Source organism: Xanthobacter wiegelii (genome assembly GCF_043193855.2).
GTDB classification, from domain to species: domain Bacteria; phylum Pseudomonadota; class Alphaproteobacteria; order Rhizobiales; family Xanthobacteraceae; genus Xanthobacter; species Xanthobacter flavus_A.
Genome location: NZ_CM195529.1, coordinates 4,310,229 through 4,336,630 on the forward strand (window position 1 = coordinate 4,310,229; position 26,402 = coordinate 4,336,630).

Sequence of the window (26,402 nt, forward strand, 5' to 3'; positions counted from 1 at the left end):
GTTCTCCAGGTTCGACCTCCGGGTCGAAACGGGAGGCCGGCGCCAGCTCTCCGGCGCCGGCCTTTTTGTTGGCGCTCCGCCGGATGTGAACGCGAGCGCCGCCGGAAAGAGTTGATATCGGACAACGACATCGCCCCACTGATGGGGAAACTGCCCAAAGACGGCAGTTCCCAAGGGAGGCGACCCATGTCCGAGGCAGCACAGCAGCACACCACACTGGGCGACGAGAGCTTCATGAGCGCGGATGATCTGCGCGCGTACATGATGGAAGTCGAGACGGCCAAGCTCTCCAAGGAGATCTCCGCCATGGACCGGGCCGACAAGGCCCGTGAGGAGCTCATCAAGACGCTCTCCCAGCCCTTGGACCTGACGCCCGAGACCCTGCACCAGATCGCCCAAAACCTGCTCACAAAGATCCGCCTCGCCGCCCAGCGGGGCGAGACCGAGATCATGGTCATGCGCTTTCCCAACGTGCTTTGCACCGACAAGGGCCGCGCCATCAACAATGCGGAAGAGGGCTGGCCCGACACGCTCACCGGCCGCCCGCGCCAGGCCTTCGAGCTGTGGCGCGACCACCTCCGGCAGGGCCACTACAAGCTCAAGGCGATGATCGTGGACTGGCCGAACGGCATGCCCGGCGACGTGGGCTTCTTCCTGAGCTGGGCCTGACCCGCCGTCCTATCGGCGCGGTTTCAAGGGAGGACGCCGCCATGGCGCACAAGCACAAGAAAAAGCACACGACCCAGACCATCCTGCCCCCTTCCGGCACGGACGGCGACAGCCCCGCCGCCCCGCTGTCCCGCAAGGAATACGAGGCGGAGCTGAAGCACCTGCATGCCGAGCTGGTGAAGCTTCAGCTGTGGGTGAAGCACACGGGCGCGAAGATTTGCATTGTCTTCGAGGGCCGGGATGGGGCCGGCAAGGGCGGCGTCATCAAGGCCATCCTGGAGCGGGTGAGCCCGCGCATCTTCCGGGTGGTGGCGCTGCCGCCACCCACCGAGCGCGAGAAGACGCAGATGTTCATCCAGCGCTACGTGACCCACCTGCCGGCCGGCGGCGAGATCATCATCTTCGACCGCTCCTGGTACAATAGGGCCGGCGTCGATCGCGTGATGGGCTTCTGCACCGAGGAGCAAGCCCAGAAATTCCTGGCGAGCGTGCCCTACGTGGAGCAGTCCATCGTCGAATCGGGTGTGATCCTCCTGAAATACTGGCTCGAAGTGTCAGAGGAGGAGCAGACCCGGCGGATGGAGAGCCGCATCGACGATCCGCGCAAGATCTGGAAGCTCTCGCCCATGGACCTGGAATCCTACGCGCGCTGGTATGATTACTCCCGGGCGCGGGACGCCATGTTCGAGGCCTCCGACACCATGTGGGCGCCGTGGTTCGTGGCCTTTTCAGACGACAAGAAGCGTGCGCGCCTCAACATCATCTCGCACCTGCTCTCCCGCATCCCCTACGAGGACGTGCCGCGGGAGAAGATCAAGCTGCCGAAGCGCCAGAAGGACCCTGACTATGTGGAGGCGGACTATGCCCGCCACCGGGTGCCCGAACGGTTCTGAGCGGCCGCCCGACCACATGGCGAAAAGGCGGCCGGCTTGCGCGGCCGCCCGGCCGTCCGATCACATCACCCGGCGCTGCGCGTCGGGGGAAAGACGCATGGCGTCGGCGAAGGTCTCGAACGCCACCCAGGCCCGGCGCTGAAGCTCGGGCAGGCGGGCGGCCTCCATCTGATCCACCAGCATCTCGGCATGTTCTCCCACGGGATGGGAGCGGACGAAGCCGATGGCGTCATCCAGAGAGCGCAGGATGATGCAGGAGCCATCGATGCAGATCTTGAGCGGGTGGTGGGCGGCATCGACCATAGGCGGTCCTCCGTGTGAGCTGTGGGGCAGCTGGGGTGTCGCGTCAGGTTCTGCCGGCCAACGACGCTTGGCGCCTCCCGCATTTTGGGGAGACCGTCAAAAAGCGCGATGCATGACCGGGGCGGGGCAGGCTCCTTTGAGCCCGAACGACCGTTGAAACGCGGATCAGCCACCAAGGTTCCCATCGCTCATCAAAAAAAATTCTGGTCGGCCATCCTCCATTTTCGGGATGCCGGGAAGGCCCTGTCCGCGCGAAACAGGACGGGCGCCGATATTGCCACGGCAAACTGACGCGCCGGCCGGACGGCATTCCCCCGCATGCCGTCCGGCTGCCCCATTTCTCCCCTGAACTCTCCCTGACGGAATTCGGAACCGCCACGCTCCAGCCGCGTTAGGCAAGCGTGGCCGCTCGTCCGGCGCGTCCGCCGCAGCGGCGACGTGTCGGCCGGGCTCCACCGTTCGTCCTTCCACGACGGTTCAAGGGAGCACCGTGCCTTTCTGCCCCGCCCCCATCTCGTCCGCCCCGGCCGCCGCGCGCGGCTCAAAGTCCTCCGGAACCGGGAGCCTCGGCCATGCCTGAGCCCGTCACCGCCGGCGACAACCCGCTGTGGTACAAGGACGCCATCATCTACCAGCTGCATGTGAAGTCGTTCTTCGATGCCAATGACGACGGCATCGGCGATTTCCGCGGGCTGATCTCCAAGCTCGATTATATCGCCGAGCTCGGCGCCACCGCCGTGTGGCTCCTGCCCTTCTACCCCTCTCCGCGCCGCGACGACGGCTACGACATCGCGCTCTACGAAGGCGTGTCACCGGACTACGGCACCATGGACGAGGCGCGGCGCTTCATCGCCGAGGCGCACGCGCGCGGGCTGCGCGTCATCACCGAGCTGGTCATCAACCACACCAGCGACCAGCACCCCTGGTTCCAGGCCGCGCGGCGCGCGCCAAAGGGCAGCCCCGAGCGCAACCTCTATGTCTGGGCGGATGACGACAAGGGCTATCCGGGCGTTCCCATCGTGTTCTGCGACGTGGAGAAATCCAACTGGAGCTGGGACGAGGTGGCCGGCCAGTTCTACTGGCACCGCTTCTACGCCCACCAGCCGGACCTCAATTTCGACAATCCCGAGGTGCTGGAGCGCGTGCTCTCCGTCATGCGCTTCTGGCTGGACATGGGGGTGGACGGGCTGCGGCTCGATGCCGTGCCCTATCTCGTGGAGCGCGAGGGCACCGACTGCGCCAACCTGCCCGAGACCCACGCCATCCTGAAGCAGATCCGCGCCCATCTCGACGCGCACTACACCGGCCGGATGCTGCTGGCCGAGGCCAACCTCTGGCCGGAGGACACCCAGCAATATTTCGGCCCGAACGCGGACGAATGCCACATGGCGTTCCACTTCCCGCTGATGCCGCGCATGTACATGGCCATCGCCAGGGAGGACCGCTTCCCGGTCACCGATATCCTGCGCCAGACGCCGGCCATCCCGGCCACCTGCCAGTGGGCCATCTTCCTGCGCAACCACGACGAGCTGACGCTGGAGACGGTGACCGACGCCGAGCGGGACTATCTGTGGAGCATCTACGCTTCCGACCGGCGCGCCCGCATCAACCTCGGCATCCGCCGCCGCCTCGCGCCGCTGCTGGAGCGTGACCGGCGGCGCATCGAGCTGATGAATTCCCTGCTGCTCACTCTGCCGGGCACGCCTGTCATCTATTACGGCGACGAGATCGCCATGGGCGACAACATCCACCTCGGCGACCGCGACGGCGTGCGCACGCCCATGCAATGGTCGCCGGACCGCAACGGCGGCTTCTCCAAGGCCGATCCGGAAAAGCTGGTGCTGCCGGTGATCCAGGATCCGCTCTACGGCTTCCCGGCCGTGAATGTGGAAGCGCAATCGCGCGATGCCCATTCCATGCTGAACTGGACGCGGCGGTTCCTCGCCGTGCGCAAGGAGCATCTGGCCTTCGGGCGCGGCACCTTCCGCCTGGTGTTCCCGCGCAACCGGCGCATCCTCGCCTATCTGCGCGAATTTGAAGGCGAGGCGGTGCTGTGCGTCGCCAACCTCGCCCACACCCTGCAGGGAGTGGAGCTGGACCTTGCCGAATTCGAGCGGCGGGTGCCGGTAGACCTCGTGAGCGGCACCAGCCTTCCGGCGCTGGACCGTACGCCCCTCGTGCTCACGCTACCGCCCTACGGCTTCTATGCCTTCCGCCTCTCCACGACGGCGGCCGAGCCCGCCTGGCGCGATCCGGCGCCGGAAATGCTGCCGGAATTCGCCACCCTCGTGGTCCGCGACGGGCTGATGGGCGCCCTCTCCGACACCCACCGCGCGGTGATCGAGACCGAGGCGCTGCCGCAGTATCTGGCGCGGCGGCGCTGGTTTCCCGGCACGGCGAAGGACATCGGCGCGGTGCGCATCGGCTGGGTCATGCGCCTGCCGGGCACCGAACGCGAAGTCGCCATGGCGGAGATCGAGGCCGATCTCGCCGGGCACACCGAGCGTTTCCTCATGTCCTTCTGCGTGGCGTGGGAGGACCAGCATCCCCCCGCCATCGCCGAGCAGCTGGCCCTTACCCGCGTGCGGCAGGGTCGGCGCGTGGGCTTCCTGACCGATGCCATGGTGCTGGACGGGCTGCCCGCCGGCGTGCTGCGCGCCCTGCGGCAGGCGGAGCCCGTGCCCCTCCCCGACGGGGGCGCGCTGGTGTTCTCGCCCACCGACCGGCTCGATGGCGTCGACGTGGAGCGCGGGGCGCTCTGCGAGCTAGTCGACGCGGACGAGCCGGCGGCAAGCCTCGTCGTCACCGACAGGGTGGCGGTGAAGCTGTTCCGCCACATGGAGTTCGGCCGCACCGGCGAGCTGGAGATGGCACGCCACCTCACCGCCCTCGACTTCCCGCACGTGCCGCCGCTGATCGGCGCCGTCACCCGCACCCGTCCGGAAGGCGGATCGGCGCAGGTCGCGCTCGCCTACGGCTTCGTGCGCAATCAGGGCAACGCCGCCGGCTGGACCATGGCGCAGGTGCAGCGCGCGCTCGATGCGGCCGCCCGGCCGGATGGCGGCCACCCGCATTTCGAGGAGGAGGTGGCCGGCGTGCTCCGCGTGCTGCGCGGCAGCGCGCGGCGGCTCGCGGAATTCCATGCGGTCCTGTCGGCCCCCTCCCCCGATCCGGCCTTCGCGCCCGGCGTTGCCAGCACCGGCCAGATCGACGGCTGGATCGAGGAGGCCATGGCGGCCGTGCGCGCGGCGCCGGACGCGCTCGCGGAGGTCGATGGCGACTGGCTCGCCGCGCAGTTGCGCGAGCGCGTGGCCGGCGCCCTCGCCGGGGCGGAAGTGCCGGTCATCCGCATCCACGGCCGCTTCGATCTCGAACACCTGCTGGTGTCGGGCAGCGATGCGGTCATCACGGGTGCGCAGGGCGGACGCGACGCGGATGGGTCGCGGGAGAGCGGCTGGCGGGATGTGGCCGAGCTGCTTGCCTCGGTGGAGCATGTGCTCGCCCGCATCGGGGCCGGAGAAGCCGGTGTCGCGCGCGATGCGCCGGAGCTGCGGGCGGAGCTTCTCGCCGCCTTCCGCGCCCGCGCCGAGCGCGCGGTGCTGGCCGCCTACGGGGAAGGCGCACCGGACGGCGGCCGGGGCCGGCCATTGCTCGATGTCTTCCTTCTGGAGGCGCTCGCGCGGCGGCTCCGGTCGGGCCCGGACATGCGGGCCGGCGTGCGGCGGGAGATCACCGCCGGGCTCGAACGCGTCGCCGCCCGGGTGGCGCGTCAGGAGGCGCCGCTCGAAGCCTGATGGCATGCCGATGGGGAACGGGTGGCGCGGCCGCTCGTTGACTGCGCAAAGGAGATCGATGTTATGAGCCCCACAGCCACCACGTCCGCCCCCCGCACCGCGCCGCTCGACCAGCGGCTGGACGAAGCGCTGGAAGAGTCCTTTCCTGCCAGCGATCCGCCGTCCGTCACCCGCGCCCCGAAGGCGGAGGGCGAGCCGCGAGATGAGGCCCAGCGCGAAAAGGAGGAGGTCTCCGACCAGCTGGACGAGGCGCTGGAGGATTCCTTCCCCGCCAGCGATCCGCCCTCCATCACCCGCGCCCCGAAGCCCGAGGGCGATCCGGCGGCGGATGCGCGGGACGACGACGCGAAAAAGCGCACCTCTGACCGCCTCGACGAGGCGCTGAAGGAGACCTTTCCCGCCAGCGATCCGCCCGCGCTGGTCCAGCCCGGCGCAGTGTGAACGGCTCAAGAAGGGCCGCCTCCGCCCTCAGCCCCTCGGGCTTTGGGGGCGGGGGCGGCCGGCGCCGTCTTCGGGGGCGGGAATGAATTCGTCGTGGTCCATGGGGATGAGGTCGAACCGCCCCTCCCGCCATGCCGCCTTGGCCGCATCGAGCCGATCGAGGCTCGAAGACACGAAATTCCACCAGATATAGCGCGGCCCCTCCAGCGGCTCGCCGCCCACCAGCATCAGCCGTGCGGGCGTGCGGGCGCGCACAGAGGTCGCGATCCCGCGCCGGATCACCAGCATCTGGCCGGGCGGGAAGGCGGTGCCGTCCACCTCCACCTCGCCCTCCAGCGTGAACAGGGCGCGGTCCTCGTGGGTGGGGTCCACCGGCACATGAGCGCCGGCGGCCAGCTGGATTTCCACATAGGTCGCGGGAGACGCGAGCGCGACGGGCGAGGTCGCGCCGAAGGCACTGCCGAGGATGACCCGCGCGCGTACCCCACCATCCGCCACAACCGGAAGCTTTTCGCTGTCGGCGTGGAGGAAGTCCGGCGCCGTCTCCTCCAGCGCTTTCGGCAACGCGATCCAGCTCTGGATGCCGAACAGCGGCCCGCCGCGCGCCTTCACCGTGGCGTCGTGGCGTTCGGAATGGACGATGCCCCGGCCGGCGGTCATCAGGTTCACCGCGCCCGGCTCGATCACCCGCTCGGTGCCGAGGCTGTCGCGGTGGATCATGCTGCCTTCGAACAGATAGGTGACGGTCGCGAGCCCGATGTGCGGATGGGGCCGCACATCCTGTGCCTGCGCCGCCGAGAATCGCACCGGCCCCATCCGGTCGAAGAAGATGAAGGGCCCGATCATCTGGCCCTGCACGGAGGGCAGCACGCGGGCCACCTCCATGCCACCGATGTCGTGGGCGCGGGGGACGATGACGGTCTCGACGGCCGCGCAGCTGGCGGCATCGCCGGGGACGGGATCGGGGGTCGGGGAGAAGCTCATGGCGGGAGCTTGCCGGCCTCCGGCGCCGCCGTCAAAGGGGCGTGGCGGACGGCGACGTCAAAGGCGCGCGAGCGGAACCGTTAACCTTTCACGCAGGCAACCCCCTCCTCCGGCACCGGCGGGGGGCGTTTTTTACTTCCCCGCAAGGGGCCGACCCTAGCGTCGGCCTACCGCGGCACCCTCGTCGCGGCATCATTTTCGCGGCCATGCGCCGCCCTGACCGGATTTGAGCCATGAAGCTTCTGTTCTCGCGCTTCATCAAGGAAGAGGACGGCTCCACCGCCCTCGAATACGGCTTGATCGCCGCCGGGCTTTCCATCGCCATCGTCACGGTGCTGGTGCAGATCGCCTCGACCTTCGCCCGGCTGCAGGCCTCCTCGGCCGCCGCCGGGAACTGACCGCGCGATGGGGATGGGCCACATGAGGATTGCCGAGCTGCTGCTGCTCGGCCTCTATCCGGCGCTGTTGTGCGCGTCGATCGGCGCGGACGTTGCGCGCCGGATCATCCCCAATGTCGTGGTCGTCAGCCTCATCGCCGCCTTTGCCGCCGTCACGTTTCTTGTCCCCGTCCCCGACCTGATCTTCCGGCTCGCCGCCGCCGGCGCCGTCACGGCGCTGGGCTTCTCCTTGTTCGCCGAGGACATCATCGGCGCGGGCGACGCCAAGCTCGCGGGCGCCATCGTGCTGTGGGTGGACCCGCTGCACCTGCCCCTGTTCGTGCTCGCCACCGGCACGATCGGCGCCATGCTCGGCATCGCCGCCGCGGCTCGCCATCGCTTCGCAGGGGTGGATGAAGCCGCCCTTGCCGACCGGCGCCGCGCCAGCCTGCCCTATGGGGTGGCGCTGGCGGGCGCGGGCCTCATCATCCATCCCCTGTCGAGCCTGCTGCATCCCTGATCCGGTACGGCTGCGCCACTCCCTTGCGGGCGGGCGCGGCGCGGACCACCATGCGCCGTCTGCGCGGCGCCGGATGGCGGAACCATTGCCTGTCCCCCCGGCGCGGCGCGAGGAGTTCCGTTGATGATCGATTGCTTTGCCCCGTCGTCCGCCGTCAGCCTGCCCGTCTGGTGCGTCACCAAGGACACCTTCGCTTCCGCACCCATTCCCGAGGCCGCGCGCCGCTTCGCCGAAGCGGCCGGCTTCTCCGGCGCCGCCGGCAAGCTGCTGCTGCTGCCGAACGCCGACGGCGGGCTCGCCGGCGCCCTGTTCGGCATCGCCCCCGCTCCGAAGTCGGATGCTTTCGCCACCGGTGCCCTGCCCGGACTGCTGCCGGAGGGCGTGTGGCGGCTGGAGGGCGAGGTGCCGAGCCCCCGCCTCGCCGCCCTCGCCTTCGCACTGGGCACCTACCGCTTCTCCGCCTATCGCACCGCCAAGGCCCCCAAGGTGCAGTTGGCGGTGCCGGAGGGCGTGGACGCCGCCCAGCTCCACCGCACGGTGGAGGCGGTGACCCTCACCCGAGATCTCGTCAACACCCCCGCCAACGATCTCGGCCCCGCCGAGCTGGAGGACGCCGCCCGCAGCCTCGCCGCCCGCCACGGCGCGCGTTTCCGCTCCATCGTCGGCGATGCGCTGCTGGCGCAGAACTTTCCCATGATCCACGCGGTGGGCCTTGCCGCCGCCCGCGCGCCGCGCCTCATCGAGATCCGCGCCGGCGACCCCGCCCATCCCAGGGTGACGCTGGTGGGCAAGGGCGTGTGCTTCGACACCGGCGGACTCGATCTCAAGCCCTCCGCGGCCATGCTGCTGATGAAGAAGGACATGGGCGGCGCCGCCAACGCGCTGGGCCTCGCCCACATGCTCCTGTCGCGCGGCGCGAAGGTGAACCTGCGGGTGCTCATCCCGGCGGTGGAGAATTCCGTCTCCGGCGCCGCCTTCCGTCCCGGCGACGTGCTGCGCAGCCGCAAGGGCATCTCGGTGGAGATCGGTAACACGGACGCCGAGGGCCGCCTCGTGCTGGCCGACGCGCTCGCCCTCGCCGACGAGGAGGCGCCCGACCTCGTGGTGGATTTCGCCACCCTCACCGGCGCCGCCCGCGTCGCCCTCGGCCCGCAGCTCCCCGCCGCCTTCACCGACGACGAGGACTTCGCCGCCGACCTCGCCCGCCACGCCATGGTGGAGGCCGACCCGCTGTGGCGGCTGCCGCTCTGGGCGCCCTACGCGGGCATGCTCGATTCCAAGGTGGCCGACATCAACAACGTGTCCTCCGGCGGCTTCGCCGGCGCCATCACCGCCGCTCTGTTCCTCGCGAAGTTCGTCGAGAAGGCCCGGTCCCATCTCCACCTGGACCTGTTCGCCTGGAACCCCGGCAGCCGGCCCGGACGCCCCGAGGGCGGCGAGGCGCAGACCATCCGCGCGCTGGACGCGCTGATCGCCGAGCGGTTCGGCTGAGGACAGGGGGGAAGCCATGACCTTCGCTTTGCCCCCGGGCCTCGATGCCCGGCTGACCCCCGCCCGCGCCGATCTTGCTGCGACCAGCCTCAAGGGGCTGGTGGACGTGCCCCGCTTCGTGGACGGCGAAATGCGGCGCGTGGCCGTGCCCGTCGCGCCCCTGCGCCGCCGCCCCGCCGGCGACGCCCCGCTCGAGACCGAGGCGCTGTTCGGCGAGCGGGTGCGCCTGTTCGAGGAAGATACGGAAGGCTGGGCCTGGGTGCAGCTGGAGGCAGACAATTACGTCGGCTACATGCCCGCCGAGGCCCTCGCCCCCGAAGGCACCGCGCCCGCGCACAAGGTGACGGCGCTCCGGACCTTCCTGTTTCCCGGACCGGACATCAAGCTGCCGCCCCGCGACGCGCTCGTGTTCGGCAGCCGGGTGGTGGTGCGCTCCATCTCGGGCGGGTTCGCCTTGACGACGGACGGCTGCCTGCCCGCCGTCCATGTGGCCCCCGCCGACGACCGCGAGGGCGATTTCGTCACCGTGGCTGCCCGCTTCCTCGGCGTACCCTATCTGTGGGGCGGGCGTTCCAGCCTCGGCATCGACTGCTCCGGACTGGTGCAGACCGCCCTCGCCGCCACCGGCGTCCGGGTGCCGCGCGACAGCGACATGCAGGAAAAGGCCATCGGCGCGGCCATTCCGCTCGATGCCCCTCGCCGGCGCGGCGATCTCCTGTTCTGGCCGGGACACGTGGGCATCGCCGAGGACGAGCAGACGCTGCTCCACGCCAACGCCTTCCACATGGCCGTGGCGCGCGAGCCCCTCGCCGGCGCGCTGGAGCGAATCAGCGCCGCCGGCCTCGCCCTGCGGACCGTCCGCCGTCCGGGCTGACGCGACGCCTCTTCAGCTGTGGGCGATGACCCGGTCGCGGCCGCCGCGCTTCGCCTCGTAGAGCGCGGCATCGGCGGCGGCGATAAGGGCGTCCGGGCTGCCCTCCGCTGTCGGCACGACGGAGGCGACCCCGAAGCTCGCCGTCACCCGGCGGCGCGGGGCGGCCGGATGCTCGATGCCAAGCTCGGCGAGCAGGCGGCGCACATCCTCCGCGAAGGCGACGCCGGCGCTCATGTCGGCACCGGACATCAGCACGACGAATTCCTCGCCGCCATAGCGCGCCACGAGATGGGACGTTCCCGCCGCCGCCGCCGACAGCATCCGCGACACGGCCCTGAGCGCGTCGTCACCCTGGAGATGCCCGCGCGTGTCGTTGAAGGCCTTGAAGTGGTCCACGTCGAGCATCACCAGCGTGAGCGGCACGCCCTCGCCGCGCGCCCGCACCCAATCCTGTGAGAACTGCACGTCGAAGGTGCGGCGGTTGGCGAGGCCGGTGAGACCGTCGGTCCGCGCCAGCGAGGCGAGGCGGCCGTTCATGGTCCTGAGCTCGTTGTTGCGCTGGGAGAGGCGGCGCGCCATCTCGTTGAAGGCCTGGACGAGGGGCGAGAATTCCGCGACGCCCATGTCGGTCACGCGGTCCGCTTCGCCGCGCCCCACCGCCGCCACCGCCCGCGTGAGACGGGCGATGGGCGCGATGACGATCCGCTCCTCTGCCACCCAGGCGAGCAGCAGGAAGCAGGCGAGCGCGATGAAATAGGCCAGCGCCGTCGAGCGCACCTTGCTGTCGATGGGGCCCATCGCCTTCGCCGTCTCGATACCCACGGCAATGTGGATGGGCAGATTGCCGAAGCCCTCGAACGCGAAGATGCGCTCCTTGCCGTCATAGCCGGGCACCCGGACGATGCCGCTCTGCTCGGCCGTCACCGCGCGCGTGAGCGGGTGATCGGGAAAGCTGTGCTCCACGATATCGGGCATGGTGGGATAGCGCACCAGCACCATTCCGTTATCGCCGATGAGATCCACGACCACACCGAGTTCCACGGCGCTTCCGGCCGCGATCCGTGAGAGCCATTGAAGGTCGAGAACCACCCCGGTCACGGTGCGCACGCCCCCTCCCGGACCACGCTCCGCCCGCAGCAGGAACACCGAGTTGCGCCCGCTCACCCGCGAGACGAACATCTCGGTCATCACCACGCCGTCCACGGCAACGGCATCGTGGAAGTAGTCCCGCTCGGAGATGTTGACGCCGAGCGCTAGCGGCGCATGGGCGCAGCGGACGATGCCCGTCGCGTCCGCGATGAACGCGCCCTGGATGCCGGCCACCTCATCGGCGAGGCGGGACACCTGCCGGTTGCAGACGGCAGGATCCTCGAGCATACGATCCGCCATGCGGGACACCACTTCGAGGGTCGTCAATGCCCGCGACATGCCTTCCAGCTGGGCGAGCCTGGCGCTGCGGGCGAAGTTCCGCACGTCCTCTTCGAGGGCGGCGACCTGCACCTGCCGCTCGGCCATCAGGGCGAGCATCCGCTCCACCGACAAAGGGATGGCCACAAGGCAGACAAGGAACAGGACGCGCAGACGCAGGCTCGACCGCCGCCCGCGCGCAGCCTTGACCCCTCCCCCATTTCCCTCGACCATCCCGGCCGCCCCCCTGCCGCCCGGATACTTGAGCCGAACCGCAGCCTTTTCATACCCGCTTCTTGATCGGAAAGGGAGATCGGTACATGTCCTCGTTGGCGGCGCGTGGGCCGGCGCGAGGGTGGGAGCCAAAGCATGACTGAGGGCGGGGCAACGCCGGAAAGCGCACTGAGACTCGCCGCGGTGCGCCGCGAGATCGCCGAAAGCTGCGCGGAGTGCGGCCGCCCCGCTGCGGATGTGACGCTGGTGGCGGTGTCAAAGACCTTTCCCGCCGAGGACATCGTGCCGACGCTCGAAGCCGGACAGCGGGTGTTCGGTGAGAACCGGGTGCAGGAGGCGGGGCACAAGTGGCCCGGCCTGCGGGCGCGGTATCCCGACGTGGAGCTCCACCTCATCGGGCCGCTCCAGTCCAACAAGGCGCGGGAGGCTGTGGCCCTGTTCGACGTGATCCACACCGTCGACCGTCCCAAGATCGCGGCTGCCCTTGCCGAGGAAATGGCGCGCCAGGATCGCCGGCCGCGGCTGTTCGTGCAGATCAATACCGGCGCCGAGCCGCAGAAGGCCGGCGTTCTGCCCGAGGAGGCCGACGCCTTCATCGCTGTGTGCCGGGATATCCACAGGCTGGAGATCGCCGGCCTCATGTGCATTCCGCCAGCCGAGGACGTGCCGGACCCGCACTTCGCTCTCCTCGCGGAAATCGCGGCCCGCAATGGCCTTTCCGGCCTTTCCATGGGCATGAGCGCCGACTTTTCCGCCGCCATCCGCCAGGGCGCCACCCATGTGCGGATCGGCAGCGCCATCTTCGGCCATCGCCCCAGCCAGAAGGAGGCTTGAAGTCCCCGGCATTCGCCGCTATAGAGCCCTCCTCCTCGCGAGATGCTCCCATCGTCTAGCGGTCTAGGACGTCGCCCTCTCACGGCGAAAACAGGGGTTCGAGTCCCCTTGGGAGCGCCATTTGCGCAAATTATCCAACAAAAGCACTGTGTTACGCGCAACGCGTGAAAGGTTGGCGAGCCGGTTCGCCAGCCGGTCGGGCACGCCGCCTTTGCCGGTTGCGATCGGCTTGAACGCGACTCTCATGCTGTCGCGGGGGCCAATAACCTCTCGATCCGTGCGAGTGGCGAATTACTTGCTGCGCGTCCGAGAGCGGAGAATATCCGCTAGCCAGACGTATCCTTTTTCAAAGCGGCTCTCCGAGGCCGTTTAGAGTGCCGCGCGCTTGTTACCACCTATCGCGTCGTCGTCTCCGCCCCAAACCAGGCGAGCAAGTTCGTTCGCGGATTCAATGCTGCAGACGGCTATTGATCTACGTCAATTATAATTGAGACACGAATATTTCGCGAAATTTATGCATAGCCCCTCTAGAGTGCGACGGGACGAACTTTCCGGTCGCCGCGCGGGAAGCCGCGTGTCAGGGGTGGGCGCATGTTCAAGCTTCAGGATCAGCTGGCCCTCGTGGTGGGCGTCGCCAATGACCAGTCCATCGCCTGGGGATGCGCCAAGGCGCTGCACGAGCAGGGGGCCAAGCTTGCCATCACCTATCTCAACGAACGGGCCGAGCCGCATGTGCGCCCCCTCGCCGAGAGCCTCGGCGCCGACATCATCGCGCCTCTCGATGTGAGCGTTCCCGGCCAGCTTGAGGCGGTGTTCGACGAGATCACGGCGCGCTGGGGTCGGCTCGACACCCTCGTCCACTCCATCGCCTTCTGCCCGAAGGACGATCTGCACGGCCGCGTCGTCGACTGCTCGGCGGAAGGGTTCGCCACGGCCATGGACGTGTCCGTCCACTCCTTCCTGCGCATGATCCGCCGGGCGGAGCCGCTAATGGGCGCGGGCGGCACCTGCATGACCGTCTCGTTCTACGGCGCGGAGAAGGTGGTCGAGAACTACAACATCATGGGGCCGGTGAAATCGGCGCTGGAATCCGTGGTGCGCTACGCCGCCGCGGAGCTGGGGGAAAAGCGCATCCGCGTCCACGCCCTCTCGCCCGGGCCGCTGAAGACCCGCGCCGCCTCGGGCATCGGCCATTTCGACGACCTTCTCGCCGCCGCCGCCGAGCGCGCGCCCACCCACCTCCTCGCGTCAATTGAGGATGTGGGTGCCTTCGCCGCCTTCCTCGCCAGCCGCGAGGCCGCCAACGTCACCGGCGGCGTCCACCAGATTGACGGCGGCTACAGCATCATCGGCTGAAGGCATTCCCGTCGTCGCACTCCCTTCCGGCGCCGCCCAGGGGCGGCCTATACCGAAGGCGCCCCGAGCATGAGACGTGAGAACAGGACCTTCAGCGAGCTTCAGGTCGGCGACAGCGCGGAACTGCGCCGCGTCTGCACGGCGGATGACCTGTTCGTGTTCGCCAGCGCGTCGGGCAACCACAATCCGCTGCACCTGCCCGGTTACGACCTCGACCAGGACGGCCGGCAGGACGACGTGACGGCACCGGCCATGTGGGTCGGCTCGCTCATCTCCGCCGTGCTCGGCAACATCCTGCCCGGCGCCGGCACGCGCTACCGTTCGCAGAAATTCGAGTTTCTCGGCCGCGCCAAGGCCGGCGACGACCTGGTGGCGCGTGTGCGCCTGACGGAGAAGCGGGACGACGGAGACGTTGTGCTCGCCACCACTGTCTATCGCGAGGAGCCGGAAGAGCTGCTGCTCAAGGGCGAGGCGGTGGTGACCGCGCCGAGCACCAAGATCGAGTATGAGGCGCAGGACATCCCCGGCCTCGTGGTCGAGCGCCATCGCCACTTCGATGCGCTCGTCGCGCGGGCCGAGACACTGGAGCCGCTCACCGTGGCGGTGGTGGCGCCGGAGGAGCCGAACTCCCTCGGCGGCGCCCTGCTGGCGGCGCGGCACCATCTCATCACCCCGATCCTGATCGGTGCCCGGGCCAAGATCGAGGCCGCCGCGAAGGACTGCGGCCAGAGCCTCGACGGCATCGAGATTCTGGACGTGACCGACCACGCCGCCGCATCGAACCTCGCGGTCGACCTCGTGGCCCAGCACCGGGTCGGCGCGGTCATGAAGGGCCACCTGCATACCGACGAACTGCTGCACGCCGCCCTGCGCAAGGAGAACGGCCTGCGCAGCGGGCGCCGCTTCACCCACATCTTCGTCATGGACGTGCCGGGGCTCGCGCACCCGCTGCTGGTGACGGATGCCGCCATCAACATCCAGCCCGACCTCGCCACCAAGATCGACATCGTGCAGAACGCCATCGATCTCGCCATCTCGCTGGGGATTGCTCAGCCAAAGGTCGGCGTCCTGTCGGCGGTGGAGACGGTGAACCCGCAGATCCCCTCCTCCGTGGACGCGGCGCTTCTGTCCAAGATGGCGGAGCGCGGCCAGATCAGCGGCGGGCTCGTGGACGGGCCGCTCGCCATGGACAATGCCATCGATGTCGCCGCCGCCCGCACCAAGGGCATCGTCTCGCCCGTGGCCGGCCATGCGGACATCCTGGTGGTGCCGAACCTCGACGCGGGCAACATGGTGGCCAAGCAGCTCACTTACGTTTCCCATGCGGAGGGAGCGGGGCTGGTGATGGGCGCGAAGGTGCCGATCATCCTCACCTCGCGCGCCGACAGCGCCAAGGCGCGCCTCGCGTCCTGCGCCGTCGCCGCCATCCATCATGCACGCATGAGCGCCCTCGTATCCGCCGCCCGGGACGGTGCCCGATGACCACGCTACCGGTTGCCCTCACCCTGAACGCGGGCTCTTCTTCGCTGAAGTTCAGCCTGTTCGACATCTCCGGCGCGCCGACGCAGATGGCCATCGGCCTCGTGGAGAACATCGGCAAGCAGCCGCGGCTGAAGGCCGATCTCGGCGAGGCCCTGCCGGCGGTCGCGCGCGAACTGAAGCCGGAGGACGCCGTCGACCACACCGCCGCCCTCGCCACCGTGCTCGCCTTGCTGCGCGGGAGCTTCCCCGGTGCCAAGGCGTCGGTGGTGGGGCACCGCGTGGTGCACGGCGGCCCCCATTTCGCCGAGCCGATGGTGGTGACGGACCAGGTGATGGCGGAGCTGAAGCGCCTCTCGCCGTTCGCGCCCATCCACCAGCCGCACAACATCGCCGGCATCGAGGCGGCGCGGGCGGCCTTTCCGGAGGCGCTGCAGGTAGCGTGCTTCGACACCGCCTTCCACCGCCACCATCCCAAGGCGAACGACGTCTTCGCTTTGCCGCGGGAATATTACGACAAGGGCATCCGCCGCTACGGCTTCCACGGCCTCAGCTATGAATATGTCTCGGGCGAGCTGAAGCGCATCGCGCCGCAGATTCATGCCGGGCGGGTGGTGGTGGCGCACCTCGGCAACGGCGCCTCCATGTGCGGCATCCTCGGCGGCCGCTCGGTGGCGTCCACCATGGGCTTCACCGCCCTCGACGGCCTGCCCATGGGTACGCGCTGCGGCCAGGTGGACCCCGGCGTCATCTTCTACATGGTGCAGCAGGAAGGCCGCAGCATCGACGAGGTGCGTGACATCTTCTACACCAAGTCCGGCCTGCTCGGCCTCTCCGGCATCTCCAACGACATGCGCATTCTGGAGAGCGCGGGCGTTCCGGAGGCCAACGAGGCCATCGACTATTTCGTCTTCCGCATCCGCCGCGAACTGGGCGGCCTCGCGGCGGCCCTCGGCGGGCTCGATGCACTCGTCTTCTGCGGCGGCATCGGCGAGAATTCGCGCAAGATCCGCCGGCGCATCTGCGACGCGATGGACTGGATCGGCCTGGAACTGGATCACGACCGCAACGACAAAAACGCGCGGGTGATCTCGACCGACTTCAGCCGGGCGCGGATCATGGTGGTTCCGACCAACGAGGAAATCGTCATCGCACGGGCCGCCAAACGACTGTCGGCGATGCCCGAAGCGGCGGCGGCGGAATGAGGAGGGGGACGCATGAGGAAGGCGATCAGACCTGAGGAAGCGGCCGACATCGTGCCCGATGGCGCCGTGGTGCTCATCGGCGGCTTCATGGGCGTGGGGACGCCCGAGCGCATGATCGACGCGCTGGTGGCGCGCGGGGTGAAGAACCTCACCGTGGTGGCCAACGATGCCGCCATGCCGGGCAAGGGCATCGGCAAGCTGGTCAGCGCCGGCGCCGTCTCGCGAGCGATCATGTCGCACATCGGGCTCAACCCCGAGATCCAGAAGAAGATGATCGCGGGCGAGGTGGACGTGGAGCTGGTGCCGCAGGGCACGCTGGTGGAGCGCATCCGCGCCGCCGGCGTCGGGCTCGGCGCCGTCGTCACCGCCACCGGCATCGGAACGCCGGTGGAAGAGGGCAAGCAGGTGATCGAGATCGACGGCAAGCGCTATCTGGTGGAAAAGCCCATCCATGGCGACTTCGCGCTGATCGCCGCCCAGCAGGCGGACTATGCCGGCAACCTGCTCTATTCGCTGACTGCCCACAATTTCAACCCGATCATGGCGCTGGCCGGCCGCATGGTCATCGTCGAGCCGGAGATGATCGTGCCCATCGGCGTGATCCCGCCGGACGCGGTGAAGACGCCGGGTGTGCTTGTGGACCACATGCTCGCGAGGGCCGCCTGATGGATGCCAAGGTAACGGATCGCCCGCGCGCGGGCATGAGCGCCAAGGACGTGATCGCCCGCCGCGTGGCACAGGAGATCAAACCCGGCATGCTGGTCAATCTCGGCATCGGCCTGCCGAGCATGGTGGCCAATTACATCCCCCATGACCACGGCGTCTTTTTCCAGGCGGAGAACGGGGTCATCGGCCTCGGTGCCCGCCCGCCGGAAGGCATGGAGGACCCGCACCTCACCGACGCCGGCGGCGGCTTCGTGACCGCTGTGCCGGGCGCGGCCTCCATCGACAGCGCCATGAGCTTCGGCATCATCCGCGGCGGCCATCTGGACATGACCGTGCTCGGCGGCCTGCAGGTGGACGAGCGCGGCTATCTCGCCAACTGGATGGTGCCCGGCAAGATGGTGCCCGGCATGGGCGGCGCGATGGACCTCGTCGCCGGGGCGAAGCGCGTGGTGGTGGCCATGGTCCATTCCGCCAAGGGCGAGGCCAAGATCGTGCCCGAATGCACCCTGCCCCTCACCGCCATGCGCCGCGTCAGTCTCATCGTCACGGAATTGGCGGTGATCGAGCCGACGCACGAGGGCCTTTTACTGCGCGAGCGCGGACCGGATGTGCGCGTGGAGGACATCCTCGCCCAGACGTCGGCACGCCTCATCGTCGAGGATGACGTGCCCGAGATGCGGATCGGCTGATGACGGTCCGGCAATCGCCGGACCCTGCCGCCTGATCTTCGGGCGGCGCTACTGCGCCGCCTCCGTCAGGGTGCTGAGGGGATCGGTCAGCACGTCCATCGTCGCCGGCGGCAAGCCGAGCACGTCGCGGAAGCGCTGGAGCATGGCAAGGGTACGCGGCTCCATGTCTGACAGCAGGCCGGGCACGAACTGCACCACCTCGGCCGCCCGGCGCCGCTCTTCGGGCGTGCGCAGCAGGTCCGGCAGGGTTCCGATGGCCGCCGGGCCGGCATATTCCACGATCAGGCTCTGCTCGTGGATGATCTGGGCGCGCTGATCCGTCTTCAGCGAGCGGAACGGCTCGTCCTTGGTGAGCACGCGGGCGGACCGCTCCAGCCGGTCGCGCCGCACCGCGCCGCGCGCATCGGCCAAAAGGATCAGCATGCGGATGACCGCTTCCACGAAGCCGCCCGACGAGACGTGCAGCAGGGCCGACTGCACCTCGGGCAGGCCGATCAGCTCATCCTTGGACTTGTGGGTGCGCTCGAAATTGAAGTTGCGGCCGAACCACCGCGCCTGCGGCGTGGCATAGATGGAGAAGAACAGCGTCTCGTACCAGGCGTCGCGCACGTCGCGGATGATGTCGAAGCTCTGCTCGATAGCATCGGCGACAAGCTTCTCGGCAATGGCGAACGGGTTGTCCGGCGCCATCGGCTGGCGGTTCTGGGCCGTCGACTGGGCCGCGCCGGGGAGCGCGGCGAGGAAGGGATTGCGCGAGGACATGAGCCCGCGTTGCAGCCGCAGCGGATGAAGCTGGCGGCCGATTTCCGCGCTCGCCTTGGTCACGCAGGCCTGCACCCAGGGCCGCACGCAGATGTCGTAGAGCTCGGCCTGCAGCTCGGACAGGCGCTCCACCGCGCCGAAGGGCACCTCGTCCTGCCGCCCATCGCCGTATCCGGGCAGATCCGAGAGGCGGCGTTCGGAGAAGGACACGGTGAAATGCTTGCCGGCACCGTCCTGCGTCTCGTCCTCGATGATCATCTCATAGAGGCCGGGCGCCAGCGCCTCGATGGTCTTCAGGGTCGAGGCCACCTCCTGATGCTCGCGCTTGGCGATGGAGGAGGAGACGAAGATGCCGAGATGGCCGATGGACTCGTGGACCATGTAGACGATGCGCTGGCCGCGGATCTTGATCTCGGTCTCGTCGGCATAGGCGTCCATGATCCAGTTCACGGCCTGCTTCACCGGGGTGATGTTGTCGCCGTGGCTCGCGAACACGATGATGGGCGAGCGGATCTGCTTCACGTCGAGCACGCGCCCGTGCTCCAGCCGCGCCTCGTTGCGGGCGAGCTTGTTGCCGACGAACAGCTCGCGCACGATCCAGACGATCTCCGGCTCGTTGAGCAGGAAGAACCCGCTCCACCACTTCTCGAATTCCAGAAAGCGGCCGCGCTCGGTGTCCACCTTCTCGAACACGTCGTAATATTTGCGGAACCAGGTACGGCCCGGATTCAGCATCTCGAAGTTCAGCACCAGCCAGGCGCCGTCGAAGACGCCGTCGCCGTAATCGGACCAGAACATGGGCTGGACCTGCCCGCCGAGCAGGCCGGCATTGTAGCGCATGGGGTTCGAGCCCACGTCGCCGGACCAGGTTTCAACCGGGGCGCCGTTGAGCACGAGGGGGCCGGTGAGATCGGGGTTGGAGGCGCCAAGCACCAGCGTCGCCCAGCCGCCCTGGCAGTTCCCGATCACAACCGGCTTCGGCGCATCGGGGTGCTTTTCCTGCACGTAGCGGACGAACGACGCCTCGGCGCGGGCGACGTCGGCGAGGGTCTGACCCGGCTCGGGATTGCGCCAGAAGGCGGCGAAATAGACCGGATGCCCCGCCTTCAGCGCCACGCCCACCTGGCTGTCGGCCTTGAAGCCGCCGATGCCGGCGCCGTGGCCTGCGCGCGGGTCGATGATGACATAGGGCCGCTTCCAGGCGAATACCTCGACGCCCTCGGGCGGGGTGATCTTCAGCAGCATGTAATTGCAGGGCCGCGACAGCTGGCGCCCGTCCACGGCGATCTCGTAATCATAGATCAGCACCGGCGGGCAGCCGGCGGCCTCATGGGCGAAGAAGGTGTCGCCGCGCTCGCGCAGGCAGTCCGCCATCAGGATGGTGCGCTGGGCGCGGTCGGTGGCATAGGCGCGGAACTCGCCCAGCAGCGCCAGGGGCGAGGCGCGCGGCTTCGTCACCTCCGCCACGAGGCCGGTGAGGGCATTGAAGGTGGCGCGCAGGCGCTCGCCATGGGTGGCCGAGATGCTGTTGAAATGACGGCCGGCGGCCTTGGAGGTCAGTTCGCCGACGGTCGACCACTCGGAGAGCTGGGCGGTGAGCGCAAGCGCCCGCTGGCGGGCCGTCCAGGCGTTTCCGTCGGTTACAGCCGCGAAGAACGGATTGCGATCACCCGCATTGCTGTCCGCAGTATTCACCGCACTCTCCTCTGGCACTACATTCTATTCTGGGCGCATGGCACGCCCACCGCAATAAGACGGCACACATCTTCTTAGCTGAGCAATGCTGCAATACAGTGTCTGTCACACATCAAAATCTGTAAGCCGGCTCTCTTCTGGCCAGGCAACCTCGATTACAATGAAATGGCTCGCATTTCCGGGGTATGCGGCATCGGCGGCACTTCGCTGGGATAGGCCGCGCATCGCGAAATCGGGTGATCGCCAGGCGCCTCAGCCCGCCAGCTTCTGCTGCGCGGGCGCTGCCTGCGCGGTGAAAGAGCAGCGGTCCAGCCATTCACGGATCGCCGCCAGCGCCTCCGGCTCGTCGAGGAAGGGCGTGTGGCCGCGGTCCGGCACCTCGGCATAGATCAGATCCGGACGCCGGGCGGCCATCGCCGCGGCGGCGCCGGCGCTCAGCACATCGGAATTGGCGCCGCGGATCAAAGCCACCGGCACGCCTGCGCAGGCGTCGAACAGGGGCCAGGCATCCGTCGGCGGCGCGGCGAGAGCCTTCTGGAACGACAGGCGCAGGTCTGGATCATATGGGAGGGCGATGCCTGTCTCCGTCTGGACGTAGCGGCGGATGGTCTCCTCCTCCCACCGCAGTTCCGGGACGTGGTGGAAGCCGGGCATGGCCTGCGGCATGCGGTCGGCGATCTCCTCCAGCGTGGTGACGGCGGGCTCGACGCCGATATAGGCGCCGATGCGCTCCAGCCCCGCGCGCTCCATCACCGGGCCGACATCGTTGAGGCAGACGCCGGCCACGCGCGCCGGCGCCTTCATGGCCATCAGCATGGCGAGAATGCCGCCCCGGGAGGAGCCGATGACGGCGGCGCGCGGGATGGCGAGATGGTCCAGCAGCGCGATCGCGTCGTCGCTCTCCTGAAGCGCGGTGTATGTGTCGGCCCCCGTCCACTGGGACTCGCCCCGGCCCCGGCTGTCGAGCCGGATCAGCCGCACGTCGTGCAGGTGGCGGCCGAGATAGTCGAAATCGCGCGAATTGCGGGTGAAGCCGGCCAGTGCCAGCAGCGGCCGCCCCGTGCCGACGTCTGAGAAGGCGAGGCTTGCGCCATCCTGCGCGTGAAAGGTGTCTCTCTTCATGGCATCCCGCGTGGTCGCACCATCCTAGCATCGGATGGGCGGCGGCGCTGCGCCTTGATCCATCACACAAGACGCGCCTATCGCAGGATCTTGCGGATTTCCCCCTGCACCCGTTCCAGCGGCGGAAGATAGCGCGCCACCAGCGCCTCCGCGTCGCCGGCATGGGTGGGCAGGCCGAGGTTGAGCGCCGCGACGGTGACGCCCCGCGCATTGAGGAGCGGCACCGCGATGGAGCGCAGGCCGAGTTCCACCTCCTGGTCGATCACCGCATGGCCACGCTCCCGCGCCCGCCGCACAGCCCCCATAACCGCGTCCGGATCGGTCAGCGTCAGCGGCGTGCGCGCGGCGAGCGGATTGAGGCGCAGGCGGCGCATCGCCTCCGCCTCCGGCAAGGCGGCGAGGAGCACGCGGCCCATGGAGGTGCAATAGGCCGGCAGGCGCGAGCCGGGCATGAGGGCGATGGACATCACCCGGCGCTGCGCCGCGCGCGCCACATAGACGATCTCGTCCGCGTCGAGGATGGAGACGGAGGAACTCTCCCCCAGATCCTCCGAGAGCCGGTCGAGCCAGGGCTGCACCATCTGCGGCAACGGCATGGCCGCGAGGCAGGCGGTTCCGAGCCTCAGCACGCGGGGCGTGAGGGTGAAGAACTTCCCGTCATAGTCCGCATAGCCGAGGTGAGCGAGCGTGAGCAGGCAGCGCCGCGCCGTCGCCCGGTCGAGGCCGCTCGCGGCGGACACCTCGGCGATGGACTGGCGCGGCCGCTCGGCGGTGAAGGTCTCGATCACCGAGAGCCCCTTGGCGAGCCCGCCCATGGTGTCGCGCTGGGAAATGCCGGTCACCTGCGGCTCCTCAGTTTGTGCGATATGTCAACAAATCTCCTATATCGCACAAACTGGATTGAAGTCGAGCCCGTCGTTTTTTATGCGTCGGGTATCGGAAAGGCGCGCCGCCCCGGGCGCAACAGGGACCGGACATGGACAAGACGATCGCCACACCCGCGGAGGCGGTGGCCGACATCGGCGACAACGCCACGGTGATGATCGGAGGCTTCGGCGGCTCCGGCGCGCCCATCGAGCTGATCCACGCGCTCATCGACCGTTTCGTGAAGACCGGCTCGCCGCGCAACCTCACGGTGGTCAACAACAATGCCGGAAACGGGCATGTCGGCCTCGCCGCCATGATCGAGGTGGGGATGGTGGGCAAGCTCATCTGCTCCTTCCCCCGCTCGGCGGATCCGCGCGTCTTCACGCAGAAGTATCTCGCCGGCGAGATCGCGCTGGAGCTGGTGCCGCAGGGCACCCTCGCCGAGCGCATCCGCGCGGGCGGCGCCGGCATCCCGGCCTTCTACACGCCGACCTCCTACGGCACGGACCTCGCCGACGGGAAGCCCACGGCAGAGTTCGACGGACGCTCCTACGTGCAGGAGCGCTGGCTGAAGGCCGATTTCGCGCTGGTGAAGGCGCATCTGGGCGACCGCCTCGGCAACCTGACCTACAACAAGGCGGCCCGCAATTTCGGCCCGCTCATGTGCTCGGCCGCGCGGCACGCCATCGTGCAGGTGTCGCAGCTGGTGCCGCCCGGCACCATCGATCCCGAGCATGTCGTCACCCCCGGCATCTTCGTCTCGCGCGTGGTGGAAGTGCCCAGCCCCGCCCAGGAAGAGCTGCTGAACCGCGCCGGAGCAACCCATCCATGACCGCCAGCGACGATACCAAGCTCTCCAACGCCCAGATCGCCTGGCGCGCGGCGCAGGACATCGCCGACGGCGCCTATGTGAACCTCGGCATCGGCTTCCCCGAGATGGTCGCGCGCTATCAGCCGGCCGGCCGCGAGGTGATCTACCACACCGAGAACGGCATCCTCGACTTCGGCCAGGAGCCGCCCGAAGGCGAGGAGGACTGGGACCTCATCAACGCCGGCAAGAAGGCGGTGACGCTGAAGCCCGGCTCGGCCTTCTTCCACCATGCCGACAGCTTCGCCATGGTGCGCGGCGGGCATCTGGACGTCGCCATCCTCGGCGCCTACCAGGTGGCGCAGAACGGCGACCTCGCCAACTGGAGCGTCGGCGCGAAGGGCGTGCCCGCGGTGGGCGGGGCCATGGACCTCGTGCATGGCGCCAAGCGCGTCGCGGTCATCACCGAGCACGTCACCAAGTCCGGCGAGCCGAAGCTGCTGGACCGCTGCACCCTGCCCCTCACCGGGGTCGGCTGCGTCACGCGGGTCTATACCAGCCTCGCCGTGGTGGACATCGAGGGCGGCCGCTTCGTGCTGCGTGAGAAGCTGCCCACGATCACGCTGGAGAAGCTCCAGTCCCTTACCGGGGCGGAGCTGGTCATCGCCGGCCCCGTGGCCGATCTCGTCGTTCCCGAGCTGTAGGAGGGCGCAATGAAGGATGTCTTCATCTGCGATTATGTTCGCACGCCCATCGGCCGCTTCGGCGGCGCGCTCGCCTCGGTGCGGGCGGACGATCTCGGCGCGGTGCCCCTGAAGGCGCTCATGGCGCGCAATACCGGCGTGGATTTCGCCGCCGTGGACGACGTGATCTTCGGCTGCGCCAACCAGGCAGGCGAGGACAATCGCAACGTGGCGCGCATGTCGCTGCTGCTTGCCGGCCTGCCCGTCGGCGTGCCGGGCACCACCATCAACCGGCTGTGCGGCTCGGGCATGGACGCCATCATCGCCGCCGCCCGCGCCATCAAGGCGGGCGAGGCGTCGCTGATGATCGCCGGCGGCGTGGAATCCATGTCCCGCGCCCCGTTCGTCATGCCCAAGGCGGACACCGCCTTCTCGCGCCATGCGGAGATCCACGACACCACCATCGGCTGGCGCTTCGTGAACCCGCTGATGAAGGCGCAGTATGGCGTCGATTCGATGCCGGAGACCGGCGAGAACGTCGCCGAGGACTTCGCCGTCAACCGCGCCGACCAGGACGCCTTCGCCTTGCGCTCGCAGGCCAAGGCGGCGGCGGCGCAGGCGAACGGGCGGCTGGCGCGGGAGATCGTTCCCGTCTCCATCCCCCAGCGCAAGGGCGACCCCATCCTCGTGGAGCGCGACGAGCATCCGCGTGCAACGACCATCGAGGCGCTGGCCAAGCTCCCCACGCCGTTCCGCAAGGGCGGCACGGTGACGGCCGGCAACGCCTCGGGCGTCAACGACGGCGCCGCGGCGCTGATCCTCGCCGATGCGGAGACGGCCGCGAGATACGGTCTCACCCCCATCGCCCGCGTGCTCGGCGGAGCGGCGGCCGGCGTGCCGCCGCGCATCATGGGCATCGGCCCGGCGCCGGCCTCCAAGAAGCTGATGGCGCGCCTCGGCCTCACACCGGCCGATTTCGACGTGATCGAGCTGAACGAGGCCTTCGCCTCCCAGGGCCTCGCCACCCTGCGCGACCTCGGCGTCGCCGATGACGACGCGCGGGTAAACCCCAATGGCGGCGCCATCGCGCTCGGCCATCCCCTCGGCATGTCCGGCGCGCGCATCACCGGAACGGCGGCGCTGGAACTGTCGCTGACCGGCGGCCGGCGTTCGCTGAGCACCATGTGCATCGGCGTCGGCCAGGGCATCGCGGTGGCGCTGGAGCGGGTGTGATAGCCGCTTTAGGTAGACACAAAAAAGCAGCGGCGAGGGGCCATGCCTCTCGCCGCTGCCGTTTCAGGTTGGTCGTTCCGGATCAGCTCAGCGCAGGCGCTCGGTCCAGGTCGCGAGCGCGGTGAGGAGCTGGCGGATGAAGTCCGCGGTCGCCTCGTCGGTGAGGGCGCCCGAGGCGTCGAACTTGGTCTGCGCGGCGCCGATCATCACTTCCGGCTTGTTGAGCGGGAAGGCATTCAGGAACACCAGCATCTGCCGCAGCTGATACTGCGCCCGCGCGGTGCCGAGCACGCCCATGCTGGCGCCCATGATGGCCACCGGCTTGTTGTCGAACGGCTGGCTCGGCGGGCGCGAGGCCCAGTCGATGGCGTTCTTCAGCACGCCGGGGATGGAGTAATTGTACTCCGGCGTCACGAACAGGATGGCATCCGCCGCCGCAAGCTGGGCGCGGAAGCGCTCCACCTCCGGCGGATAGCCGGCGAGGCGCACGTCGTCATTGTAGTGCGGCAGGTCGCCGATTTCGGCCGCCTCGATGGTCATGCCCTCGGGGGCAAGCTCCATGGCTGCCTTGAGGGCCATCGTGTTGTAGGAGCCCTTGCGCAGGCTGCCGGAAATTCCCACCACCCGGATCGGGCGGGCATCGCTGGACATATGTCGTCTCCTTGAAACGGGATCGGTCTTCAACCGTTGAACGTTCAACCCTGACGGCGCAGGAAGCCGGTGATGGTCACACGCTCCCAGATGTCCGCCTTCCTGAAGGGGTCGGCCGCGTTGAACGCCTCGACGGCCGCGCGGTCCGGCGCCTCGATGAGGAAGAGGCTGCCGATCATCGTGGTTCCATCGTCGGCCACCAGCGGACCGGACATGACGATCTCGACCCCGAAGGCGGAGGTGTCGGACAGGAAGGCCTTGTGCGCCTCGTAATGGGCGAGGCGGGTGTCGAGCGCGCCGGGGCGGTCGATACCGTGGATGGCGAACAGCATGGAATGGGCTCCTTCGCGAGCGGGGCGGCACGC

At 68.9% G+C, this 26,402-nt stretch carries 25 protein-coding genes and 1 tRNA gene; 18 read left to right on the top strand and 8 right to left on the bottom strand.

Annotated features, from left to right (window positions below; translation table 11 throughout):
- Positions 1 to 186: 186 nt before the first annotated feature.
- Together V5F63_RS20150 and ppk2 are read left to right on the top strand one after the other, a co-directional pair.
- Positions 187 to 669, top strand: coding sequence for a hypothetical protein (locus V5F63_RS20150; RefSeq protein WP_209485064.1), 483 nt, complete (start codon positions 187 to 189; stop codon positions 667 to 669).
- 41 nt (positions 670 to 710) lie between these two features.
- The gene (ppk2, locus tag V5F63_RS20155; protein WP_394102740.1) at positions 711 to 1,562 is read left to right on the top strand and encodes a polyphosphate kinase 2; all 852 of its coding nucleotides are present in this window, start codon (positions 711 to 713) and stop codon (positions 1,560 to 1,562) included.
- Between the two features lie 60 nt (positions 1,563 to 1,622).
- Here ppk2 and V5F63_RS20160 read toward each other — a convergent pair whose 3' ends face one another.
- On the bottom strand, positions 1,623 to 1,865 hold the full coding sequence (locus V5F63_RS20160; protein WP_394102739.1) for a hypothetical protein: 243 nt from the start codon (positions 1,863 to 1,865) through the stop codon (positions 1,623 to 1,625).
- Positions 1,866 to 2,437: 572 nt separating this feature from the next.
- Here V5F63_RS20160 and treS point away from each other — a divergent pair.
- Both treS and V5F63_RS20170 read left to right on the top strand, forming a co-directional pair.
- Positions 2,438 to 5,659, top strand: coding sequence for a maltose alpha-D-glucosyltransferase (gene treS, locus V5F63_RS20165; protein ID WP_394102738.1), 3,222 nt, complete (start codon positions 2,438 to 2,440; stop codon positions 5,657 to 5,659).
- A 63-nt stretch (positions 5,660 to 5,722) separates the two neighbouring features.
- Complete coding sequence (locus V5F63_RS20170; RefSeq protein WP_245327230.1) at positions 5,723 to 6,100, top strand: hypothetical protein; 378 nt, start codon at positions 5,723 to 5,725, stop codon at positions 6,098 to 6,100.
- 27 nt (positions 6,101 to 6,127) lie between these two features.
- On the opposite strand, the gene V5F63_RS20175 is transcribed toward V5F63_RS20170, so the two are convergent.
- Positions 6,128 to 7,084 (bottom strand): pirin family protein, encoded by a 957-nt coding sequence (locus tag V5F63_RS20175; protein ID WP_394027763.1) that lies wholly within the window; start codon positions 7,082 to 7,084, stop codon positions 6,128 to 6,130.
- A 233-nt stretch (positions 7,085 to 7,317) separates the two neighbouring features.
- Here V5F63_RS20175 and V5F63_RS20180 point away from each other — a divergent pair, with 233 nt between their 5' ends.
- The 4 genes from V5F63_RS20180 (at position 7,318) to V5F63_RS20195 (ending at position 10,346) form a co-directional block, all read left to right on the top strand.
- Positions 7,318 to 7,482 carry a Flp family type IVb pilin gene (locus tag V5F63_RS20180; RefSeq protein WP_081762738.1) on the top strand — a complete coding sequence of 55 codons (165 nt, stop codon included), beginning with the start codon at positions 7,318 to 7,320 and terminating at the stop codon, positions 7,480 to 7,482.
- A gap of 22 nt (positions 7,483 to 7,504) precedes the next feature.
- Positions 7,505 to 7,981 (top strand): A24 family peptidase, encoded by a 477-nt coding sequence (locus V5F63_RS20185; RefSeq protein WP_209485074.1) that lies wholly within the window; start codon positions 7,505 to 7,507, stop codon positions 7,979 to 7,981.
- Positions 7,982 to 8,104: 123 nt separating this feature from the next.
- Positions 8,105 to 9,472, top strand: coding sequence for a leucyl aminopeptidase family protein (locus V5F63_RS20190; protein WP_394102737.1), 1,368 nt, complete (start codon positions 8,105 to 8,107; stop codon positions 9,470 to 9,472).
- A 16-nt stretch (positions 9,473 to 9,488) separates the two neighbouring features.
- The gene (locus tag V5F63_RS20195; RefSeq protein ID WP_394102736.1) at positions 9,489 to 10,346 is read left to right on the top strand and encodes a C40 family peptidase; all 858 of its coding nucleotides are present in this window, start codon (positions 9,489 to 9,491) and stop codon (positions 10,344 to 10,346) included.
- Between the two features lie 12 nt (positions 10,347 to 10,358).
- Here V5F63_RS20195 and V5F63_RS20200 read toward each other — a convergent pair whose 3' ends face one another.
- Complete coding sequence (locus V5F63_RS20200) at positions 10,359 to 11,987, bottom strand: sensor domain-containing diguanylate cyclase (protein WP_394027758.1); 1,629 nt, start codon at positions 11,985 to 11,987, stop codon at positions 10,359 to 10,361.
- Between the two features lie 135 nt (positions 11,988 to 12,122).
- Between V5F63_RS20200 and V5F63_RS20205 the strand changes: the two genes are divergently transcribed.
- The 7 genes from V5F63_RS20205 to V5F63_RS20235 all read left to right on the top strand — a co-directional run bounded on the left by V5F63_RS20205 (position 12,123) and on the right by V5F63_RS20235 (position 18,216).
- Positions 12,123 to 12,821, top strand: a complete 699-nt coding sequence (locus V5F63_RS20205; protein WP_209485084.1) for a YggS family pyridoxal phosphate-dependent enzyme — start codon at positions 12,123 to 12,125, stop codon at positions 12,819 to 12,821.
- A gap of 44 nt (positions 12,822 to 12,865) precedes the next feature.
- A tRNA-Glu gene (locus V5F63_RS20210) sits at positions 12,866 to 12,941 on the top strand.
- 471 nt (positions 12,942 to 13,412) lie between these two features.
- Positions 13,413 to 14,177, top strand: coding sequence for an enoyl-ACP reductase FabI (fabI, locus tag V5F63_RS20215; RefSeq protein ID WP_209485086.1), 765 nt, complete (start codon positions 13,413 to 13,415; stop codon positions 14,175 to 14,177).
- Between the two features lie 69 nt (positions 14,178 to 14,246).
- Entirely contained in the window at positions 14,247 to 15,659 is a 1,413-nt protein-coding gene (locus V5F63_RS20220) for a bifunctional enoyl-CoA hydratase/phosphate acetyltransferase (RefSeq protein ID WP_394102735.1), read from the top strand.
- Entirely contained in the window at positions 15,656 to 16,861 is a 1,206-nt protein-coding gene (locus V5F63_RS20225; RefSeq protein ID WP_209485090.1) for an acetate/propionate family kinase, read from the top strand. The genes V5F63_RS20220 and V5F63_RS20225 overlap by 4 nt, the downstream gene beginning before the upstream one ends.
- A 12-nt stretch (positions 16,862 to 16,873) precedes the next feature.
- On the top strand, positions 16,874 to 17,527 hold the full coding sequence (locus tag V5F63_RS20230; RefSeq protein WP_209485093.1) for a CoA transferase subunit A: 654 nt from the start codon (positions 16,874 to 16,876) through the stop codon (positions 17,525 to 17,527).
- Between the two features lie 35 nt (positions 17,528 to 17,562).
- The gene (locus V5F63_RS20235; RefSeq protein ID WP_209489936.1) at positions 17,563 to 18,216 is read left to right on the top strand and encodes a 3-oxoacid CoA-transferase subunit B; all 654 of its coding nucleotides are present in this window, start codon (positions 17,563 to 17,565) and stop codon (positions 18,214 to 18,216) included.
- A gap of 48 nt (positions 18,217 to 18,264) precedes the next feature.
- Here the strand turns inward: V5F63_RS20235 and V5F63_RS20240 are convergent, their stop codons facing one another.
- From V5F63_RS20240 to V5F63_RS20250, 3 genes are all read right to left on the bottom strand, one after another.
- On the bottom strand, positions 18,265 to 20,673 hold the full coding sequence (locus V5F63_RS20240) for a DUF3141 domain-containing protein (protein WP_394102734.1): 2,409 nt from the start codon (positions 20,671 to 20,673) through the stop codon (positions 18,265 to 18,267).
- 252 nt (positions 20,674 to 20,925) lie between these two features.
- Positions 20,926 to 21,795, bottom strand: a complete 870-nt coding sequence (locus V5F63_RS20245) for an alpha/beta fold hydrolase (RefSeq protein ID WP_209485097.1) — start codon at positions 21,793 to 21,795, stop codon at positions 20,926 to 20,928.
- A gap of 77 nt (positions 21,796 to 21,872) precedes the next feature.
- Positions 21,873 to 22,610 carry an IclR family transcriptional regulator domain-containing protein gene (locus V5F63_RS20250; RefSeq protein WP_209489938.1) on the bottom strand — a complete coding sequence of 246 codons (738 nt, stop codon included), beginning with the start codon at positions 22,608 to 22,610 and terminating at the stop codon, positions 21,873 to 21,875.
- 161 nt (positions 22,611 to 22,771) lie between these two features.
- Between V5F63_RS20250 and V5F63_RS20255 the strand changes: the two genes are divergently transcribed.
- From V5F63_RS20255 to pcaF, 3 genes are read left to right on the top strand one after another with little or no spacing between them, the layout of a single operon-like run.
- Positions 22,772 to 23,494, top strand: a complete 723-nt coding sequence (locus tag V5F63_RS20255; RefSeq protein ID WP_394102733.1) for a 3-oxoacid CoA-transferase subunit A — start codon at positions 22,772 to 22,774, stop codon at positions 23,492 to 23,494.
- Positions 23,491 to 24,174 carry a 3-oxoacid CoA-transferase subunit B gene (locus V5F63_RS20260; RefSeq protein WP_168459591.1) on the top strand — a complete coding sequence of 228 codons (684 nt, stop codon included), beginning with the start codon at positions 23,491 to 23,493 and terminating at the stop codon, positions 24,172 to 24,174. Before V5F63_RS20255 ends, V5F63_RS20260 begins: the two co-directional genes overlap by 4 nt.
- 9 nt (positions 24,175 to 24,183) lie before the next feature.
- Positions 24,184 to 25,386, top strand: coding sequence for a 3-oxoadipyl-CoA thiolase (gene pcaF / locus V5F63_RS20265; protein ID WP_394102732.1), 1,203 nt, complete (start codon positions 24,184 to 24,186; stop codon positions 25,384 to 25,386).
- 87 nt (positions 25,387 to 25,473) lie between these two features.
- On the opposite strand, the gene V5F63_RS20270 is transcribed toward pcaF, so the two are convergent.
- The gene (locus V5F63_RS20270) at positions 25,474 to 26,037 is read right to left on the bottom strand and encodes an NADPH-dependent FMN reductase (RefSeq protein WP_394027747.1); all 564 of its coding nucleotides are present in this window, start codon (positions 26,035 to 26,037) and stop codon (positions 25,474 to 25,476) included.
- A 44-nt stretch (positions 26,038 to 26,081) separates the two neighbouring features.
- The gene (locus tag V5F63_RS20275; RefSeq protein WP_394102731.1) at positions 26,082 to 26,369 is read right to left on the bottom strand and encodes a YciI family protein; all 288 of its coding nucleotides are present in this window, start codon (positions 26,367 to 26,369) and stop codon (positions 26,082 to 26,084) included.
- Positions 26,370 to 26,402: the final 33 nt, after the last annotated feature.